Genomic DNA, 17,417 nt, shown 5'->3' on the forward strand with positions numbered 1-17,417 from the left:
TTCTCGCCGTATTTCTGGAGGGCTCAGTCAATGATGGCAAGCCTGGCAGGCGGTCTATCGGGAATGCTGCATCGCTGTCGTGTTTGGATATCCGTGCTGAATATGTAGCACAAATTCTATGTGGTCAGTCGAGGTATTCTCGGTGAAGCGTGAATCGATGAGTCCTCTCTTTTTTCTTTTTTCATGGAACAATAGTTTCCCTCTACAACAACTCCCCGTGCAGCTTCCGGTCTCGTTCGACGTAGTCGTCGTACTGGCGATCATCGCCACCGTCTTCGTCCTCTTCGTCACCCAGCCAGTACCAATCGACGCCACCGCGGTCGGCCTCATGGTCGCACTCGTCCTCCTCGGCGAGTGGACGGGCGTCTCGCCGGAGCAGGGCGTGTCGGGCTTCTCGAACCCCGCGACGCTCACCGTACTGGCGATGTTCGTCCTGAGTGAGGGCGTCCGACGGACCGGCGTCATCCAGATCCTCACGCGGAAACTGATCGCGTTTGCTGGGGACAACGAGTTCAAACAGTTGCTCGCCACGGTCACGCTTTCCGGGCCGCCGGGCGGGGTCGTCAGCAACGTCTCGGTCGTCGCCGTGTTGATACCTGCGATAATGAACCTCGCCCGGCAGACGAAGACGTCGCCCTCGAAGCTCCTGATACCACTGTCGTTCGCCTCGATGCTCGGTGGCATGCTCACCGTCGTCGGGACGATAACGAATCTCCTGGCGAGCGAGGTGTGGGTCCAGGTCGGCGGTCCCGACGCAGAGCCGTTTGCCCTCCTCGAGTTCACGCACCTGGGCGCCATCGTCTTGCTCGTGGGGCTCGTGTACTTGCTCACCGTCGGTCGATACCTCACTCCAGCACGGATCGATCCGGCGGAGTCGCCCACCGACGCGTTCGGCATGACCGACTACCTCACCGACGTCGTCGTCATGGAGGACTCGCCGGTCGTGGGTTCCCGGGTCACGGAACTGAACGAGAGGGACCTCGACCTCGACGTGTTCCAGATCGTCCGTGGCGACCGGACGATCGCCCGTGGACTCGGATCGGAACGGATCCAGGCGGGCGACGTCCTCTCCGTCAGGGCCGACCAGGAAACCCTCCAGGAGGTCATCGAGCAGGACCACCTGCAGCTGTTACCGGAGGTCATGGAGGCGGCCACGGAAGACGATGCACCCCTCCCACCCGGCTTCTCGCCACGGCGTCACGACTGGGAGTCGTTCACCGCGGAGCGGAGCGACTCTCTGGTCGAGGACGAGGCGTCGAGCGAAGATACGGAGGAAGACGGCGACGAGACGGCCGAGGAGGCCTCCGACGAGGAGGACGAACTCACCGAAGTCGTGCTGTTGCCCGGTCCCTGGTCGAGTCGGCGCAGCGGTGTCACAGACTTCGAGCGCGACTACGACGTGACAGTGCTGGCGATCCGGCGCGGCGACGAGGTAATCCGTCAGCGTCTCCGAGAGGTCCGGTTGCAGGCTGGCGACGTCATCCTCGTCCAGGCGCCCGACCAAATGCTCGACCGCATCGCGAGGGACACGAACGTCGCCATCGCGGGCGAGGACAGATGGGAGGACTTCGACCGGTCGAAGATCCCAATCGCGCTGGGGATCCTCGCCGGTGCTCTCGGACTCGCGGCACTCGACGTTCTCACGCTCATGGTGAGTGCGCTGACGGGCGTCGCGGCGATGTTCTTCACTGGCATCCTCACACCCGAGGAGGCATACGAGGCCGTCGACTGGGAGGTGATCTTCATGGTGGCGGGTGTGATCCCACTCGGCATCGCGGTCGAGGCCTCCGGGACGGCGGCCCTCATCGCCGACCTCGTCGTTTCCGTCAGCGTTCTCCTTCCTGTGATCGCGGTCCTGGGGCTGTTCTACCTGGGGACCGCGATCATCACGGAGATGGTCAGCAACTCCGCCAGCGTCGTGTTGTTGCTACCGATCGGGGTCGAGGTTGCCGGCCAGCTCGGCGTCAATCCCTTCGCGTTCGTGATGGCCGTGACATTCGCGGCCAGCACACCGCTACTGACCCCCGTAGGCTACCAGACGAACCTCATGGTTTACGGTCCAGGCGGGTACAAATTCACGGATTTCACACGCGTTGGCGCACCGTTACAACTGATACTCACCGTCGTTACCACAGTCGGAATCGCATTCTTTTGGGGGTTATAATCGGGGAGCGGAGAGCTAGCTGCGTTATCGCGACGCCTACAGCCACTCCGGCGAGAACGTTACTGAAGATGAAACGGATATAGTTGGATCGACATCAATTACAAACAGTTTTGCCGACTGGAATATCTCGAAGCGAATCTACAAGTGACAGAGACAAGTGACTCTGAGGCGAATGATTCAAGCCAGTTCCCGAATTTGCCATTTGTAAGGACTACTGGAAGATGATGGATCTGCGAACAGGTGTCTACAACCATCCCTATGCTACGATGGTCACGACTGTGTTTATATTCGCTCTTGTGGTGACCGCACTATATTTTTTTAGCTCCATTCTTGACGGACAGATAACCCAGCCGGAGTTTGATAGACTAGTTATGATCACAGCAATCCTTTTTGTTGCCACAATTGCAAGCTGGATTACTGCAATTATTCTGAGCTCAGCCGATCTTTGACCCGCAATTCGATGTGAAAACCATCGTTTTATCGCACGATAATACCCTCTGTATCGGTCACGGCGTATCTGACAGATACTGGATAGCCATTCGGTCTCTGTCAGTACAAGTCGCCGGTCCCGGTATTGACCTCCCACTGTTGCTGAGACTGTTCCTGAAACCGCCAGAAGGTGCTGGGATTCAATCGATTCTTTCACGCGGCGTCATCGTCTCCCGGCGAGTCCATTCATCGCTGTACCGCCGTTAGAGCACTTTTATTGGCATTTTATGAGGGTTATGGTGGAACCGGTTAGACCTAATCACGGTGCGTGACGAATTCGATTTAATCATCACCACTGACTGTTAGCCACAACCCTAACATTCAATGTGTTAGGGTGCAAACTAACATTCATCGATGGGCGACGACGTTGCGGTGTTGGAAGACGAGATTCAGGCCTACGACGACGGCACTGTCGCTCGGATCCGCGTCCTCGACGTTCCGGAGTCCGGTCGATTCCCGGCCGGGATCAAGTACGCGTTCCACTACGGTGAAGCCGGCGCAGGTGAACCCATCGTCCGGTTCGATAATCACCACGGTCCGCACGAACTCCACATCGCCGGGCAGGTACTGGAGATCGAGTTCCCCGGACTGCGAGCCCTGTACCGCGCATGGCGCGCTGCGCTCCCACCCGAGAAACGAGCCGACTGGTAACAAGCCATTCACACGAACACATCACACTATGACCCGTACACTCCACATCACTATCGGCACTCGTCCCGACCGAAGCGACCTCGAAGAGACGCTCGGTTCCATCGACGCGGGCGAGGACGTCGAGCCCCGTCCCTCTCGACTCACCATCGAGAGTCTCGCGACGTTCGGACGGATCTTCCGGCCGACGAATCTCGAACTACTGGACGCGATCGTCGAACACGAACCGGACAGTATCCGCGAACTTGCTCGAGTCGTGGATCGCCACCCACCAGAGGTCACGGAGAACGTTCACGAACTTGCGGACTACGGGCTCATCGAACTGGAAGAGGATGGGCGTGCGAAACGTCCGACCATCTGGTACGACGAGATTGAATTCTCCGGTGACGTTCCACTCGGTGCGACTGAGACTGGAAGCGACATCGGTGCAGTCCCGTGATGGTTGCTAGTGGCTACCAATTCGATTCGGAACCGCCCTTCACTTGGTGAACGCAGGTGAGGTGTCGAACGAGGTGAAGTTCAAAGCGGGAGCAGAGCTGTCGGGACAGGTCAACTAATCCCCCTCACACTGGGCCGTCCGTCCCCACGGTACAACGATATTCGTTCGTTTGCTGAGTTTCGTGGCCGTTCCGCCTGTGATCCCATCGAGCAGTTCGACATCGAATGTGACGATATCGATGGATTTCCCGCACAGAAATAAGCCGGTATATCAACCACAGTTCGTTTGTCAGTATTCTAGTTTGCTGAACACACCCTCTGTATCTCGCACGCCGGTACTGACAGGAATCAAGTGGATTCTCTCGGTCGTGCTGAATATAGGGCGCAAGTCGGTCACGAAACGTACACTTTCTCCGTTGTGCAAAGGCGCCGAATAAGACCTCAAAGACGTTTGCCTTTCACGGGGTCGGCCGGGTTGTGTACGTCGGGTCCCTCGAGAGCACAACCCGAGCGGGGACACAACGAATTCATCACGTCGGTTCCTGCTTTATATTTGATGTCCACAGCGCTCTCTCCCCATGTAACGATAAAATGAACGTATAGGCCAAAAAAATGGTGTCTAATATCACTATATGAAATCATAATCATCCATTTGGAGGTGTATACTACATTATAACTACCAATACTGGGTAAATATAGTTAAAAAAGACACTTAAAAACAATATATCTCTACATCCATTCTGAATTGCTAAATATAAAGCCAGTGAATTGGATATAAATATAGTATGGGGAAACCCCATCTAATTCACACTCTCCTACAATTTTCCAGAGATTCTTGAACCGTCCGCGAGACAACCTTCCCAGTACTGCCCGCGACGCTCGACGGCGAGAAGCCGGAACGAAAACGAGTCGACTACAGCCTTTGGAAATAATAACATGTGTACACTTGATATCTGAATCTATTCGGCAGGCACGGACCAGCCTGGTTCGTCGCGACCTAGATGCCCCGCTTGAGCTTGAGTTCGATCACGTTCTTGGCCTGGAAGAGATGGTTTTCGATCTCGTCGACGACCTCATCGTCTTCGAGGTGTGTCGCTGGCCCCGCGATACTTATCGCCCCGAGCAGCTTCTCGTCGTCGTCGAGGATTGGTACGGCGATTCCATTGAGACCTCTGACGGCTTCACCCCTATTGTACGCGATACCCTGCTCCCGAATATGTTCAATTGTCTCGAACAATTCTTCGGGCTGGTGGATTGTTCGCGCTGTCGTCTGTCGGAGTCCATGTTCCTGGATGATTTCCTCGACTCTCTCCTTCGGGAGATGCGCGAGAATCGCTTTTCCAAGTGCTCTGTCGTGGAGACGAGCGCGCCGGCCGATGGAAGCATCCATGTCCACAGCGTTGTCGCCGGCCTGCTTATAGAGTATCACTCCCAGCCCCTGCTCTTCGATCATCAGAATGGCCAGCTCTCCCGTGACCGCAGCGAGGTCGTTGATCTCCTCCCTAGCAGCTTTGAAGAGGGGGATTCTTCGGCGGGTCCGGTCTCCCACCTGGAGAAAGCGCAGTCCGAGACGGTATTTTTTCTCGTCCTGGACGACGTATCCCGAGTCCCGGAGTACCTGCAGGTGGTAGTGAATCGTGCTCTTCGGGATGTCGAGACGGTTGGCAAGTTCGGTTACACCCTGTGCGCCGTGTTCGTCGAGGTCGGAGATGATGTCTAACAACTTCCTCGTCGTCCGACCCGTATGTTCGTTTTCTCCGGCCATACTAATCCATCATGGTCACTCATTATAAATGTTGTTCAACTCAGACGAACAGTTCTTGAGAACAGACGACAGGCCGCAGCACTGGACTCGCTCCCCGCGAATCCCCACCGTCGCACGGTATCCGGAGTATCGGGTTCCCGCTAGACGACGGATATCCCGGTTTCCCTTTTGGCAAATATATTCGATTGAGTCGAACATGGGTTGTCACAACTTACCATGATTTGCCGACAGTGATTCTCGAACAGCACGAGTGGTTCGCTCTGGCTGTCCTATGCTCTTTCGGGCACTGAAAAGGACGAGCGGGGAACCGCCTCCACAGAAGCCGTTTAGATGAATTAAAGGGTCTCGTACCTGGCGAAGATACGGACGGGAGAGCAGAATCGTCGTCTTCGTAGACCTCTCTCAGATCGGTATCGTCTCGCTCGAGCTGCTCCCGCCGCTGTGCCAACAGAGGGCGCGCGACGCTCCCCGGGAACTAGATTTATATAGCCGGGTCGGGCATGACTGACGTGTGATGCTTGACAGCAAAACTGCCGTCGTAACTGGTGGTGCTAGCGGCATCGGACGTGCAATCGCGAAAGAGTACGCTGACCAGGGGGCGAACGTCGTCATCGGTGACATCAGCCGCGACCCACGCATGGGCGGGGAGCCCACCGACGAAGTGATCGCCGACGAAAACGGGGAGGCGATGTACGTCGACACCGACGTCACAGACTACGACGACGTGCGCCATCTCGTCGATTCGGCGGTCGAGGAATACGGCTCGCTCGATGTAATGGTCAACAACGCCGGTATCCTCCAGCAGTCGCTCTTACACGAGACGCCAGCCGATGACTGGGAAGAACTGATGCGCATCAACGTGGACGGCGTCTACTACGGGACGAAAGCCGCCGTCGACCACATGATCGACCAGGACAGCGGCAGCATCGTCAACATCTCGTCGATAAGCGGGAAGATCGGTCGTGCGAACGCGCCCGCCTACTGCGCGTCGAAGGGTGCGGTGACGATGATGACCCGACAGAACGCCATCGACTACGGACCAGAGGGGATCCGGGTCAACGCCATCGGTCCCGGTGGCACGCTGACCGCGATGGTCCACGAGGTCATGAGCGAGGAGCGCCAGGAGTATCTGGAGGACGCGACGCCGCTTCGCCGGTTGGCCGAACCCGACGAGATAGCCGACGTGGCGACGTTCCTCGCCTCGGATATGGCGAGTTACGTCAACGGGCACGTCCTCATCACCGACGGCGGATTCTCCATCGTCTGAGCGGGCTGGCGGTCACACTCGACACGCCATCGCTCGATACTTTTGGTGGTCGCGGTGTGACCACGTGGTGCTATGAGACCCCATCCAGTAGACATAAATAATCCGCAACTCTGGAACCAATTACCATGTTCGACCAGCAGTCGCCTCGTTCGGCGACCTATCGCGACGCCGTATTGCAGTGGTGGGACGCGCTCGACCGTGGCTGGAAAGCCGCTCTTTTCGGCATCCTCATCGTTCTCCCGCACCTCTCGGGAGTTCTCCCCTGATGATGTCGCTGGCGGCGCGAGCACGGACGCTTGCACCGGGCGTGCTCGTCCTGTTCGGGATTGCCCTGTTCTCGCGGGGCTTTGCGACCGTCGTGCCCGCGATGAGCCCCCTGATCGTCGCTATCGGATGCGGTGCGCTCGTGGCCAACACCACGGGCGTTCCCGACTGGGTCCGTCCGGGGCTCGACAACCACAAACTCCTCCTGGAGACGGGCATCGTGCTCTTGGGAGTGCGGCTGACGATTGCGCAGGTCATCGAGACCGGTCCGATGGTGGCCGCGTTGGCAGCGTTCATGGTGGTCTTCGGTGTCCTCTACATGGAAACGGTCGTCGGCCGGCTCTTCGACGTTGGCAAGCGCACGACGTCGCTGCTCGCGGCCGGTGCGAGCGTCTGTGGCGTCTCTGCCGTCTTGGCCGTGGCGGGGAGCATCGACGTCGACGAGACGGACATCACCTACGCCGTCGCCACGATCCTCCTGTTCGACGCCATCACGCTCGTCGTCTTTCCGCTCGTCGGCGACCTCCTCCAGATTTCGGGCAAGCAGTTCGGTATCTGGGCAGGCCTGAGTCTGTTCAGTACCGGCCCGACGGCGGCAGTCGGCTTCGCCGTCTCGGAGACCGCCGGCCAGTGGGCGACAATCACGAAGCTCGCTCGGAACACGTTCATCGGAATCATCGTCGTCGGGTACGCCGTCCGATACGCGACCACTGAGACGAACCAACTGAACGTGGCACAGATCTGGGGCCGGTTCCCCAAATTCCTCTTTGGCTTCCTGGTCGTCGTTCTCATCGTGAACCTGAGCGGGCCTTCGACCACCGCCGTCGCCTCTATCGGGACGATTCGCGACTGGCTGTTCCTGCTGGCGTTCGTCGGGCTCGGCTTCGACATCGACGTCGACGAGCTGCGTGCCACTGGAATTCGGCCAGTGCTCCTCGTGTTAGTGCATCTCGTCACGGTCAGCGTGCTCACGCTCTCGCTGGTCCTCTCGCTCTTCTGAGTCTCCACCCAAATGTTTATATCTGGGCAGGTAGACTCCCATTCTGCATGCCGGATCGATACTTACAGGTAGTCGAACCGTCGGACAACGTCGCGACGGCGCTCCGTGAACTGGAGGCAGGCGAGACAGTCACGGTCGCCGTCGGCGACGAGGAACGAACAATCGAGGTACAGGAGGACGTCATCTTCGGACACAAGATCGCCGTCGAGGACATCGCGTCGGGCGAGACCATCACGAAGTACGGGAAGTCCATCGGCAACGCGACCGAGGACATCCCAGCTGGCACGTGGGTCCACGTCCAGAACGTCGAGAGCAACTACGGCCGGGGCGACCTCGCCGGCGACGAACAGACCGCGACGGTGAGTGAGTAATCATGAGCGAATTCCTCGGATACGAACGGGACGATGGGAGTGTCGGCATTCGAAACCACGTGGCGATTATCTCGACGGCGCCGTACGCCAACGACACGGTCAAGCGCGCTGCGGACATCATCGACGGGGCGGTCCCCATCACGCACCCGCTGGGCCGCTGTCAGACCAAGCCCGACGTGTTCCAGACCTACCGGACGCTGCTGGGCTACGGGACACACCCGAACGTCTACGGCACCGTCGTCGTCGCCCACGCCGGCGAGATCGTCGACGGTGACGAGCTGGCCGCGGACGTCGCCGAGACCGGTCGCCCGAGCGACTCGGTCAACATCCACGCCGAGAAAGGCGTCATGAACGCACTGAAGCGCACCGTGGACTCCGCGCGTGACATGGTTCAGGAAGCCAGCGCCCAGCGCCGCGTCCCCGCGGACATGTCGAACCTCACCTTCGGTATCAACTGCGCGACGTCGGACACGACGAGCGGTCTCTGTCAGCACAAGGCGACGGCCCGAGCGGTCTGGCGGCTCATCGACGAGCACGGCGGCCGGGGCTGTTTCGCCGAGACGCCGGAGTTCTTCGGCGGCGAGAACGAGCTCTCCGAGCGGGCGGTCAACGACGAGGTTCGAGACGAGATTCTCGAACGCGTCGACAACTGGGACAAGCGACTGCAGGCGACGGGTTACGACGTCCGCGGTGCCCAGCCGACGCCGGACAACATGGACGGCGGACTCACCACCATCGAGGAGAAGTCGCTGGGTGCGCTGGTGAAATCCGGCGACGGTCCGATTCAGGACATCATCGACTACGGCGCGAAGATCCCTGACGACTCGGGGATGTACATCATGGACACGCCGGGCCACGGTGCCGAGTCCGTGACCGGCATCGGCGCGGGCGGCGCCCACTTCATGGTCATCTCGACGGGCCAGGGCCACACGCTGTCGAACGCCATCATGCCGACCATCAAGATCACCGGGAACCCCGGCAGCGCCGAGCGCGTCCCCGAACAGACCGACGTCGACGTCAGCGAAGCACTGGTCGGTGACGAGACCTTCGACTGGGCCGGCGACCAGCTGTGGGACGAGATCGAGAAGGTCGTCAACGGCCAGGTGACGCTGAGCGAGGCGATGGGCGAGAGCCAGTTCGCCATCCACCGCATCGGCCCCTCGACCTGAACCTCCCGGCGGCGCGCGTCTGGCTGGGTAATCTGGCCTCTTTATTTACAAATAAATAGAGAAAATTGAATAAACGCTAACAAAGATTTATATACATTCGACGACCACCCCGTTGTATGGGGACCGAGAGAACATACCTCAAGGACGCACCGGAACAGTCGACGGAGATCTCGAAAGAAGTGCGTGACAGCGTTTACGACATCCTATCACAGATCCGTGAAGAACAGGACGAGGCAATCCGGACGCTGACCGCGAAGTTCGACGGTGTCGAGCTCGACGAGTTCCGCGTCACCGACGAGGAGATCCAGGATGCACACGAGCAACTGACCGACGAAGAGAAAGAGCGGATCGACTACAGCATCGAGCGTGTCCGTGACTTCGCACAGGCGCAGAAGGAGGCGATAGACAACGACTTCGAGCAAGAGTTCGGTGACGGCATCCGCTGTGGGCAGCGGACACTCCCCGTGGAAGCCGCTGGCACGTACGTCCCCGGTGGGCACTTTACCCATATCGCGACCGCACCGATGTCGATTGTTCCGGCCCGCGTGGCCGGCGTCGACCGGGTCATCACCTGTACGCCGCCGCGCCCGGACGGGTCGGCGAACGCCTACCAGCTCTACGCGATGGACCAGTCTGGCGCCGACGAGATTTACAAGGTCGGTGGCGCCCAGGCCATCGGGGCCATGGCGTACGGGACCGAGACGATCGACGCAGTCGACGTCGTCACGGGACCGGGCAACGTCTTCGTCTTCGAGGCTAAACGCCAGGTATTTGGCGAGGTCGACCTCGACCTGCTTCCTGGACCGACCGAGGTGCTCATCATCGCCGACGAGACCGCGGACCCGGAACTCGTCGCACTCGACCTCCTCTCGCAGGCCGAACACACCGAGACGTCACAGCCAGTCCTCATCACGACCGACCGGGAACTGGGCGAACGGACGCTCGAAGAGATCGAGTCCTGGCTCCCGCAACTGGAGACCGAAGAGACTGCTCGCAAGTGCTGGGAGCAGAACGGGCAGGTCGTGCTGGTCGAGGACGACGCGGAGGCGGCGACCGTGGCCGACGAGTACGCCCTGGAGCACGTCCAGATCATGACCGAAGACCCCCGTGACATGCTCAGCCGGATCAGCAATTACGGTGGTGCATTCCTCGGCGACAACGCACCGGTCTCCTTCGGCGACAAGGTCACCGGTCCCGACCACATCCTCCCGACGCACGGGACGGCGCGGTTCAACGGTGGGTGCTGGATTAGTTCGTACATGAAGACCGTCACGCACCAGGAACTCACGCCGGAGGGGGCAGCGCATCTCTCGGACTACGCCGCTCGCATCTCAGAGATGGAAGGGATGCACGGTCACCAGCTCTCGGCGGAGTACCGACCGGTGACGGACGACTGAGTACGACGACAGTTCGAGGACTGGCAGGCGGTAGCCAACCGGCAGAGGCGAGCGACACCGAACCACGCGTCCGGAACGGTGGTTTTGTCCCGTTACTGACTAAGCGGAGTGGTCAGACTGGGCGGAACATTCTAAATAATCGTTATCTATTAATAGTATGCTCTTATGGGTTGAATCATGCCGCATGTCAGCAGGAGGCAGTACATCAAGAGCGTAGGTGTTGCAAGTAGCGTCGTCGCTCTAGCCGGATGCAGCGGGGGCGACGGCGGCGGTGGTGAGGGCGACGGTAGCAGTGGCGACGGGAACAGTGGCGGCTCGCAGGACGGTACGTCCACGTCAGGCGCCGGGGGCAACACGTACAAAATGGACGTCGCGACGGCCTACAAGATCGGCACGACCAAGGAATATCCCGTCATGCAACAGGCGTTCAAGAAGAACGTCGAAGAAGCCAGTGACGGGCAGATTGAGGTTAAGCTCCATCCCAACGGGGTGCTCGGAGCAGGGACCCAGCTCGCCGAGAAGGTCCAGTCAGGGACGGTCCAGGCCGCCCAGTTCTCCTTCTCGAACTTCTCGCCGTACGCGTCGGCAGTCGATCTGGTCAACCTGCCGTACTTCGCCGGCAACAATCAGCAGTTCGTGAACCTCGTCACGAGCGACACCTGGGAGACAAACGTTCACGAGAAGGTCCGTTCCAACGGGTTCGAACCACTGTTCTACCTCGTCATCGATCCGCGAGCGCTCGGTGTCGGGAAGGGCGCAGGCCAAGTGATGACGCCGTCGGACATGAAGGGCTACAAACACCGCATTCCAGGATCACAGATACTCGAGGAAGCGTGGAAGATGGCCGGTGCGAATCCGACGCCAATCGCGTGGGGCGAGACGCCATCCGCAATTGAAGAGGGCGTGGCAGATTCGCTCCACGTCTCTATCGAAGCCTTCGTGACGTTCGGGTTCACCGACCTCGTCTCGCACATCACCCGGATCAATATGGTGGAGGACGCGCAGGTGTACGCGATGAACAAGCAATGGTACGACGACCTACCAAGCAACCTGCAGTCGTCGGTCGACGAGGCCGCCGACAAGACGTTCCGGCAGAACCTCAAGCAGGTTCCGAAATCGCGCGAGAACTCGATGGCGAAACTCGAGGAAGCCGGCGTCAAGGTCCATGACCCCTCTGACTCACAGCTGCAAGAGTGGAAGGACACCGTCGGCTACCAGCGCTCGGAGTGGGATAGCTGGAAGAAGGAACTCGCTGGTGACATGGAGACTTTCAAACAACTCGAGAAGGCCACGACCCAGCAAAGCGAGTTCGAAGTCCCGAACTGAGCGCCAACACAGATTTTCACACTCCGAGCAGTCTCACTATCATGATGAACAACATCCCGATCAACGTTACCGATAACAGCATCGTCGAGCGGACAACACCAGTGCTCCGTCTATTAAACGAGAACCTCGAACGCTATCTCCTGCTCTCGATCTACGTCTACATCATCTCGATAATCGGGGTCGAGGTCTTTCGCCGGTTCCTCCTCGACAACGCCAGCCTCTGGGGTGAGGAGACTGCTCGGTTCATGTTCATCTATCTGACGTGGATCGGCGCCAGCTGGGGCGTCCACAAGCGCCTCCACATTCGGATCGACATCCTCCACCAGTACATCTCAGAGCGCGCGACGGGTTTCCTTTACATCCTCGGAGACCTGGTCATGCTCGCCTTCGTCGTCGTTGCGGTTCAATGGACCATCCCACAGCTCCAGACGTTACTGGAGTTCGGGGCCGTCACTTCAGCGCTCCGGGTCAACAAGATATTCTTCCAGATGGCGATCCCGATCGGGATGGGACTGATGACGGTCCGCATCTTGCAGGCGCTATATCGTGACGTACAGGACGTCCGCGCCGGCCGCGCCGTCTACAAGGGGGAACAGCTGTTCGCGTAACCATGGTCTCGACAGCTGTCATCGGTATCCTGATCCTCACCGCGGTGCTGATCCTCATCGGGATCCCTATCTTCGCCTCTCTTGGTATCGGGAGTTATCTGCTCCTGGACGTGACGAACGTGCTGCCAAAGACCCTGTTCGGTCAGACCCTGTTCACGGGCCTCGACGCATTCGCGCTCATCGCGGTGCCGCTGTTCATCCTCACCGGCGACGCCATCGTCGAGACAGGGCTCTCACACAAGCTGTTGAACTTCACCGAGAGCGTCTTCGGTGGCTTCCGGACCGGAATGGGAACGGCCACGTTGTTCGGCTGTGGCCTGTTTGCGGCCATCAGCGGCTCCAACGCGTCGGACGCGGCAGCGCTCGGTCGTATCACGCTCGACCGACTCGAGGACCGTGGATACCCGCGGCCCTACGGCTGTTCGATCGTGGCCAGCGGTGCGTCAACTGGTATTCTCATCCCTCCGAGCATCTCCTATATCATCGTCGGGCTGGTCTTCGGGATTTCCGCGTCCACCCTGTTCCTGGCGGCGCTCATCCCAGGTGTGGCGATTTTGCTGGGGATGGTCGTGATGAATATCCTGGTCAACAGACGGAAGGGGTACGAAACGGGGACTGAGCACCCGGAAGTGTCGGAAGTTGGGTGGAGTCTCTGGGATGCGAAATACGGTCTGTTGATCCCCTTCATCATCCTCGGCGGCATCTACAGCGGGACGTTCACGCCAACGGAAGCTTCGGCGGTCGCCGTCATCACGACGATCCTGATCGGCATCGGCATCCAAACCCTCTCGCTCCCCCAGTTCCCGGAGATGTTGGAGCGAAGCGCGCTCGTCAACGGCGTGATCTCGCCGATCATCGCGATCGCCCTGCTGTTCAGTCAGGCGCTCTCGGCACTCGGGATTCCGGAAGCGCTCGTGAGTGCAATCATCGGGACGACCAGCAACTTCTACCTCGTGACGATAATCATGATCGTCTTCCTGTTCGTCGCGGGGGCGATCATGGAAACGACGCCGAACATCCTCGTACTCGGCCCGTTGCTGTTGCCGGTCGCCCAGCGGGTCGGGATGCATCCGGTCCACTTCAGCGTGTTCTTCATCTCGGCATTGGCTGTCGGGTTCATCACGCCACCAATCGGCCTCAACCTGTACGTGATGTCCGGCGTCAGTGGGGAGTCCATCACCGACATCGCGAAGACCGCCGTGCCGTTCATGATCGCCATGCTGGCGATCATCCTGTTGATCGCGTGGATCCCCGTGCTCTCCATGTGGGGAATCTAGCACCGCTCGACGGCATTTGCAGGCAGTACAGTCGGGGGCCTCCACCGAACCAGTACTTTTTTATATTTGATTGGTAAAGATGTTCGTGATGGTAGATACCAATACGCTCGCCAAATTCGGTCGGTATCTGAGCGGCGTGCTCGTGGTGGTCTTCGTCGTAAATCTCCTCCTCGATTCACAGGTGATCCCGATCGTGGACATCGAGCCGTTCCTCGACGGCGTCGCACAGTTTCTCGTCTTGCTCGCGGCGTCTGCGCTGATCTCGATCGAGTTCATCCTCGCTGATCTGCACTCCCGGTCCGAAGAGTCCCACGACGTAGAGAGTGAGCCACAGCCCGAGTCGACTGTCGATGCGACCGCCGATACCTGATTTGGAACCATAAACATCAACCTGTCCCTTTACAGAGACAAATGGACTCTGTATAATATAGATTTGGTCAGATATGTCGATTCAAGGTATATATTAGTACCATCTAATAACGCCTTCGGAAAAACAGTCTCATATATCGAACATTAGGCCGAACAACAGCTCAGAGTTCACTAGACCATGCTTATCTCAGGGAAGGATGTGACAGAACCGTGTACGAACAGATGTGCTCGTTCACTGGCTGATTGGGTCGTAATTTCACTGGGCGGTAGATGGGGTCCTAGGGAAATAAAGAAGATATAGCATGCTGCTGACTACACTCCCCTGTATCTCGCACACCGGTACTGACAGATACGGGATACACTCTCGATCTGTGGAAGTGATTACTGACTCGACGCTCGCGGCGACACGATCGTCACCCCGCAGTCCCCGACTAACTGTACTTCGCGAAGACACTCCGCTGGAAGTGAATTACCCTCATGGTTATATATGCGGGATTCCAACAGTAAAGGCGGATTAGCATGGTACCTGTTAGCGACCTACAAGAAATGTATGCCGATATGGTGACGGCGCGGCACTACGAAGAGCGCCTGCAGGAGGAGTATCTGGAGGGGAAACAACCGGCCTTCGACATCTCGGCGGGACCGATTCCCGGCGAGTTGCATCTCGCCGCGGGCCACGAGGCCTCGGGCGCTGGCGTCTGTCAGCACCTCCGGGACGACGATACGGTGACAGCCCCGCACCGACCGCACCACGTCGCCATCGCGAAGGGGGTCGACCTCAAGCGGATGACCGCAGAGATATTCGGACGCGAGATCGGTCTCGGCAAGGGGAAGGGTGGCCACATGCACCTTTTCGATCCTGAGGTCAAGTTCGCCTGCAGCGGTATCATTGCCGAGGGCTGTCCGCCTGCTGCCGGCGCAGCTATGGCGGCGAAAAAACGGAACACGGACAGTGTCGCTGTCGCCTTCCTGGGAGAGGGTGCCATCGACCAGGGCGCGTTCCTCGAGTCGCTGAACCTCGCCGCTGTTCACGACCTGCCGGTCGTCTTTGTCATCGAGGACAACGACTGGGCCATCAGCATGCCCAAGGAGCGAGTGACCGACGTTCAGGACGGATCACAGCGCGCGAAGGGGTTCGACATGCCCGGCGTCCGTGTCGATAGCGACGATGCCGTCGCGGTCTACGAGGCCGCCGGTGAGGCCATCGGTCGGGCCCGTGACCGGAACGGGCCGTCGGTGCTGGAACTCCAGGTCCACCGCCGCATGGGCCACTTCATGGGCGACCCGGAGACCTACCGCTCGGACGAGGACCAGGACGCCGCTCAGGCACGGGACTCCATCGAGCGCCTGGCCGAGACGCTTCGGGGGCACGGTGTCGACGATGCGACCATCGACTCGCTGCGCGAGGCGGCACACGACCGCGTCGAGGAGGCAATCGAGTGGGCGAAAGAGCAGCCCCAGCCCGAGCCCGAGGCAGCACACGAGGACGTGTGGGTGAACCCACCCAGTGGGGTGACGGACACAGAGCCGGAGTACGATCTCGCAGGAGGTGACGACTGATGTCGAAGCAGAGCCAGCGGGTCGAGCGCGACCTGACGATGAGCCGGGGGATGGTGGAGGCCATCGCCCACGAGATGCGTGAGAACGACGAGGTGTTCTACATGGGCGAGGACGTCGCCGACTACGGCGGCATCTTCGACTCCACCCAGGGCCTCCTCGACGAGTTCGGCTACGACCGAATCATGGACGTCCCCATCAGCGAGACGGCCTACCTCGGCGCGGCGGTCGGTGCCGCCCAGGAGGGGATGCGGCCCATCGCGGAGCTGATGTTCGTCGATTTCTTCGGCGTCGCGATGGACCAGATCTACAACCAGATGGCGAAGAACACCTACATGAGCGGCGGGAACGTCTCGGTCCCGATGGTGCTGACCGCCGCGGTCGGCGGCACCTACAACGACGCCGCCCAGCACTCCCAGACGCTGTACGGGACCTTCGCGCACGTCCCCGGCATCAAGGTAGTCGTCCCGTCGACGGCCTACGACGCCAAGGGGCTGATGCACAACGCCATCCGCGACGACGACCCGGTGCTGTACATGTTCCACAAGCGACTGATGGGCATCGGCTGGATGCCCGCGCCCGACGGTCCGAAGACGCCCGTTCCCGAGGAAGATTACACTATCCCCTTCGGCAGCGCCGACGTGAAACGCGAGGGCGAGGACGTCACCATCGTCACGCTCGGCCTGCACGTCCATCGTGCACTGGAGGCGGCCGAGCAACTGGCCGACGACGGTGTCGACGCCGAGGTCGTCGACCTGCGGTCGCTCGTCCCGCTGGACACCGACACCATCGTGGGGTCCGTCGAGAAGACCGGGCGGCTGGTCGTCGTCGACGAGGACTACCGCTCGTTCGGTGTGACCGGCGAAATCGTCGCCACTGTCGCCGACGAGTCACTCGCCGCTCTCGACGCCGTCGAGCGGGTCGCCGTCCCCGACGTCCCGATTCCCTACGCTCGCCCCCTGGAACAGGAGGTCATCCCGGACGTCGACGACATCGCCGCTGCTGTCGAGCGCACACAGTGATGACGGACGGCTCGGACCGCGTGGCGGTCACGCTCGAGGAGTGGCCGGACGACGCGGACAGCGAGGAGGGGGTCGTGGTCAACTGGTTCGTCCGTGAGGGCGCGGCCGTCGAGGCCTCGGCCAGCCTGTGTGAGGTCCAGATCGAGAAGGTGAGCCTCGACGTCTACGCGCCGGTCGACGGCACCCTCGTGGAGGTTGTCAAGGCCGAGGACGACGAGTTCGTGCGTGGTGACACCCTGGGGTGGCTGGCGCCGTAGCGACGCCGAACCTGCGAAGCGACCAGTCC

General features: G+C 60.0%; 17 protein-coding genes. 16 read left to right on the top strand and 1 reads right to left on the bottom strand.

Annotated features, from left to right (window positions below; all coding sequences use genetic code 11):
* Window positions 1-157 precede the first annotated feature (157 nt).
* The 3 genes from P1L41_RS06185 to P1L41_RS06195 all read left to right on the top strand — a co-directional run bounded on the left by P1L41_RS06185 (window position 158) and on the right by P1L41_RS06195 (window position 3,740).
* The gene (locus tag P1L41_RS06185) at window positions 158-2,164 is read left to right on the top strand and encodes an SLC13 family permease (RefSeq protein WP_379788566.1); all 2,007 of its coding nucleotides are present in this window, start codon (window positions 158-160) and stop codon (window positions 2,162-2,164) included.
* An 843-nt stretch (window positions 2,165-3,007) separates the two neighbouring features.
* Complete coding sequence (locus P1L41_RS06190; protein ID WP_276297992.1) at window positions 3,008-3,304, top strand: toxin-antitoxin system TumE family protein; 297 nt, start codon at window positions 3,008-3,010, stop codon at window positions 3,302-3,304.
* 28 nt (window positions 3,305-3,332) lie between these two features.
* Window positions 3,333-3,740 carry an HVO_A0114 family putative DNA-binding protein gene (locus tag P1L41_RS06195; RefSeq protein WP_276297993.1) on the top strand — a complete coding sequence of 136 codons (408 nt, stop codon included), beginning with the start codon at window positions 3,333-3,335 and terminating at the stop codon, window positions 3,738-3,740.
* 996 nt (window positions 3,741-4,736) lie between these two features.
* On the opposite strand, the gene P1L41_RS06200 is transcribed toward P1L41_RS06195, so the two are convergent.
* Window positions 4,737-5,504 (bottom strand): IclR family transcriptional regulator, encoded by a 768-nt coding sequence (locus tag P1L41_RS06200; RefSeq protein WP_276297994.1) that lies wholly within the window; start codon window positions 5,502-5,504, stop codon window positions 4,737-4,739.
* Window positions 5,505-6,018: 514 nt separating this feature from the next.
* On the opposite strand from P1L41_RS06200, the gene P1L41_RS06205 reads away from it, so the two are divergent.
* The 13 genes from P1L41_RS06205 (at window position 6,019) to P1L41_RS06265 (ending at window position 17,388) form a co-directional block, all read left to right on the top strand.
* Entirely contained in the window at window positions 6,019-6,771 is a 753-nt protein-coding gene (locus P1L41_RS06205) for an SDR family NAD(P)-dependent oxidoreductase (RefSeq protein WP_276297995.1), read from the top strand.
* A 125-nt stretch (window positions 6,772-6,896) separates the two neighbouring features.
* Window positions 6,897-7,037: a hypothetical protein gene (locus tag P1L41_RS06210; RefSeq protein WP_276297996.1), complete on the top strand. Its 141-nt coding sequence runs from the start codon at window positions 6,897-6,899 to the stop codon at window positions 7,035-7,037.
* The gene (locus P1L41_RS06215; RefSeq protein ID WP_276297997.1) at window positions 7,037-8,035 is read left to right on the top strand and encodes a YeiH family protein; all 999 of its coding nucleotides are present in this window, start codon (window positions 7,037-7,039) and stop codon (window positions 8,033-8,035) included. The genes P1L41_RS06210 and P1L41_RS06215 overlap by 1 nt, the downstream gene beginning before the upstream one ends.
* A gap of 47 nt (window positions 8,036-8,082) precedes the next feature.
* Complete coding sequence (locus tag P1L41_RS06220; protein WP_276297998.1) at window positions 8,083-8,406, top strand: UxaA family hydrolase; 324 nt, start codon at window positions 8,083-8,085, stop codon at window positions 8,404-8,406.
* Window positions 8,407-8,408: 2 nt separating this feature from the next.
* Window positions 8,409-9,575 carry a UxaA family hydrolase gene (locus P1L41_RS06225; protein WP_276297826.1) on the top strand — a complete coding sequence of 389 codons (1,167 nt, stop codon included), beginning with the start codon at window positions 8,409-8,411 and terminating at the stop codon, window positions 9,573-9,575.
* Between the two features lie 116 nt (window positions 9,576-9,691).
* Window positions 9,692-10,972, top strand: coding sequence for a histidinol dehydrogenase (gene hisD / locus P1L41_RS06230; RefSeq protein WP_276297999.1), 1,281 nt, complete (start codon window positions 9,692-9,694; stop codon window positions 10,970-10,972).
* A gap of 177 nt (window positions 10,973-11,149) precedes the next feature.
* Window positions 11,150-12,298, top strand: a complete 1,149-nt coding sequence (locus P1L41_RS06235) for a TRAP transporter substrate-binding protein (RefSeq protein WP_276298000.1) — start codon at window positions 11,150-11,152, stop codon at window positions 12,296-12,298.
* Window positions 12,299-12,339: 41 nt separating this feature from the next.
* Complete coding sequence (locus P1L41_RS06240; protein ID WP_276298001.1) at window positions 12,340-12,906, top strand: TRAP transporter small permease; 567 nt, start codon at window positions 12,340-12,342, stop codon at window positions 12,904-12,906.
* 2 nt (window positions 12,907-12,908) lie between these two features.
* Entirely contained in the window at window positions 12,909-14,183 is a 1,275-nt protein-coding gene (locus tag P1L41_RS06245) for a TRAP transporter large permease (RefSeq protein WP_276298002.1), read from the top strand.
* An 88-nt stretch (window positions 14,184-14,271) separates the two neighbouring features.
* Window positions 14,272-14,553, top strand: coding sequence for a hypothetical protein (locus tag P1L41_RS06250; protein WP_276298003.1), 282 nt, complete (start codon window positions 14,272-14,274; stop codon window positions 14,551-14,553).
* A gap of 545 nt (window positions 14,554-15,098) precedes the next feature.
* Window positions 15,099-16,112, top strand: coding sequence for a thiamine pyrophosphate-dependent dehydrogenase E1 component subunit alpha (locus P1L41_RS06255; RefSeq protein WP_379789147.1), 1,014 nt, complete (start codon window positions 15,099-15,101; stop codon window positions 16,110-16,112).
* Complete coding sequence (locus tag P1L41_RS06260; protein ID WP_276298005.1) at window positions 16,112-17,131, top strand: alpha-ketoacid dehydrogenase subunit beta; 1,020 nt, start codon at window positions 16,112-16,114, stop codon at window positions 17,129-17,131. Before P1L41_RS06255 ends, P1L41_RS06260 begins: the two co-directional genes overlap by 1 nt.
* Window positions 17,131-17,388 carry a lipoyl domain-containing protein gene (locus P1L41_RS06265; protein WP_276298006.1) on the top strand — a complete coding sequence of 86 codons (258 nt, stop codon included), beginning with the start codon at window positions 17,131-17,133 and terminating at the stop codon, window positions 17,386-17,388. The genes P1L41_RS06260 and P1L41_RS06265 overlap by 1 nt, the downstream gene beginning before the upstream one ends.
* Window positions 17,389-17,417: the final 29 nt, after the last annotated feature.

The sequence above is a fragment of the Haloarcula ordinaria genome (genome assembly GCF_029338275.1).
GTDB lineage: Archaea > Halobacteriota > Halobacteria > Halobacteriales > Haloarculaceae > Haloarcula > Haloarcula ordinaria.

What these genes read in the sequence shown, in the direction of transcription:
- P1L41_RS06185 (WP_379788566.1), top strand. Translation starts at nt 158, where the DNA reads ATGAGTCCTCTCTTTTTTCTTTTTTCATGGAACAATAGTTTCCCTCTA.
- P1L41_RS06190 (WP_276297992.1), top strand. Translation starts at nt 3,008, where the DNA reads ATGGGCGACGACGTTGCGGTGTTGGAAGACGAGATTCAGGCCTACGAC.
- P1L41_RS06195 (WP_276297993.1), top strand. Translation starts at nt 3,333, where the DNA reads ATGACCCGTACACTCCACATCACTATCGGCACTCGTCCCGACCGAAGC.
- P1L41_RS06200 (WP_276297994.1), bottom strand. Translation starts at nt 5,504, where the DNA reads ATGGCCGGAGAAAACGAACATACGGGTCGGACGACGAGGAAGTTGTTA.
- P1L41_RS06205 (WP_276297995.1), top strand. Translation starts at nt 6,019, where the DNA reads ATGCTTGACAGCAAAACTGCCGTCGTAACTGGTGGTGCTAGCGGCATC.
- P1L41_RS06210 (WP_276297996.1), top strand. Translation starts at nt 6,897, where the DNA reads ATGTTCGACCAGCAGTCGCCTCGTTCGGCGACCTATCGCGACGCCGTA.
- P1L41_RS06215 (WP_276297997.1), top strand. Translation starts at nt 7,037, where the DNA reads ATGATGTCGCTGGCGGCGCGAGCACGGACGCTTGCACCGGGCGTGCTC.
- P1L41_RS06220 (WP_276297998.1), top strand. Translation starts at nt 8,083, where the DNA reads ATGCCGGATCGATACTTACAGGTAGTCGAACCGTCGGACAACGTCGCG.
- P1L41_RS06225 (WP_276297826.1), top strand. Translation starts at nt 8,409, where the DNA reads ATGAGCGAATTCCTCGGATACGAACGGGACGATGGGAGTGTCGGCATT.
- hisD (WP_276297999.1), top strand. Translation starts at nt 9,692, where the DNA reads ATGGGGACCGAGAGAACATACCTCAAGGACGCACCGGAACAGTCGACG.
- P1L41_RS06235 (WP_276298000.1), top strand. Translation starts at nt 11,150, where the DNA reads ATGCCGCATGTCAGCAGGAGGCAGTACATCAAGAGCGTAGGTGTTGCA.
- P1L41_RS06240 (WP_276298001.1), top strand. Translation starts at nt 12,340, where the DNA reads ATGATGAACAACATCCCGATCAACGTTACCGATAACAGCATCGTCGAG.
- P1L41_RS06245 (WP_276298002.1), top strand. Translation starts at nt 12,909, where the DNA reads ATGGTCTCGACAGCTGTCATCGGTATCCTGATCCTCACCGCGGTGCTG.
- P1L41_RS06250 (WP_276298003.1), top strand. Translation starts at nt 14,272, where the DNA reads ATGGTAGATACCAATACGCTCGCCAAATTCGGTCGGTATCTGAGCGGC.
- P1L41_RS06255 (WP_379789147.1), top strand. Translation starts at nt 15,099, where the DNA reads ATGTATGCCGATATGGTGACGGCGCGGCACTACGAAGAGCGCCTGCAG.
- P1L41_RS06260 (WP_276298005.1), top strand. Translation starts at nt 16,112, where the DNA reads ATGTCGAAGCAGAGCCAGCGGGTCGAGCGCGACCTGACGATGAGCCGG.
- P1L41_RS06265 (WP_276298006.1), top strand. Translation starts at nt 17,131, where the DNA reads ATGACGGACGGCTCGGACCGCGTGGCGGTCACGCTCGAGGAGTGGCCG.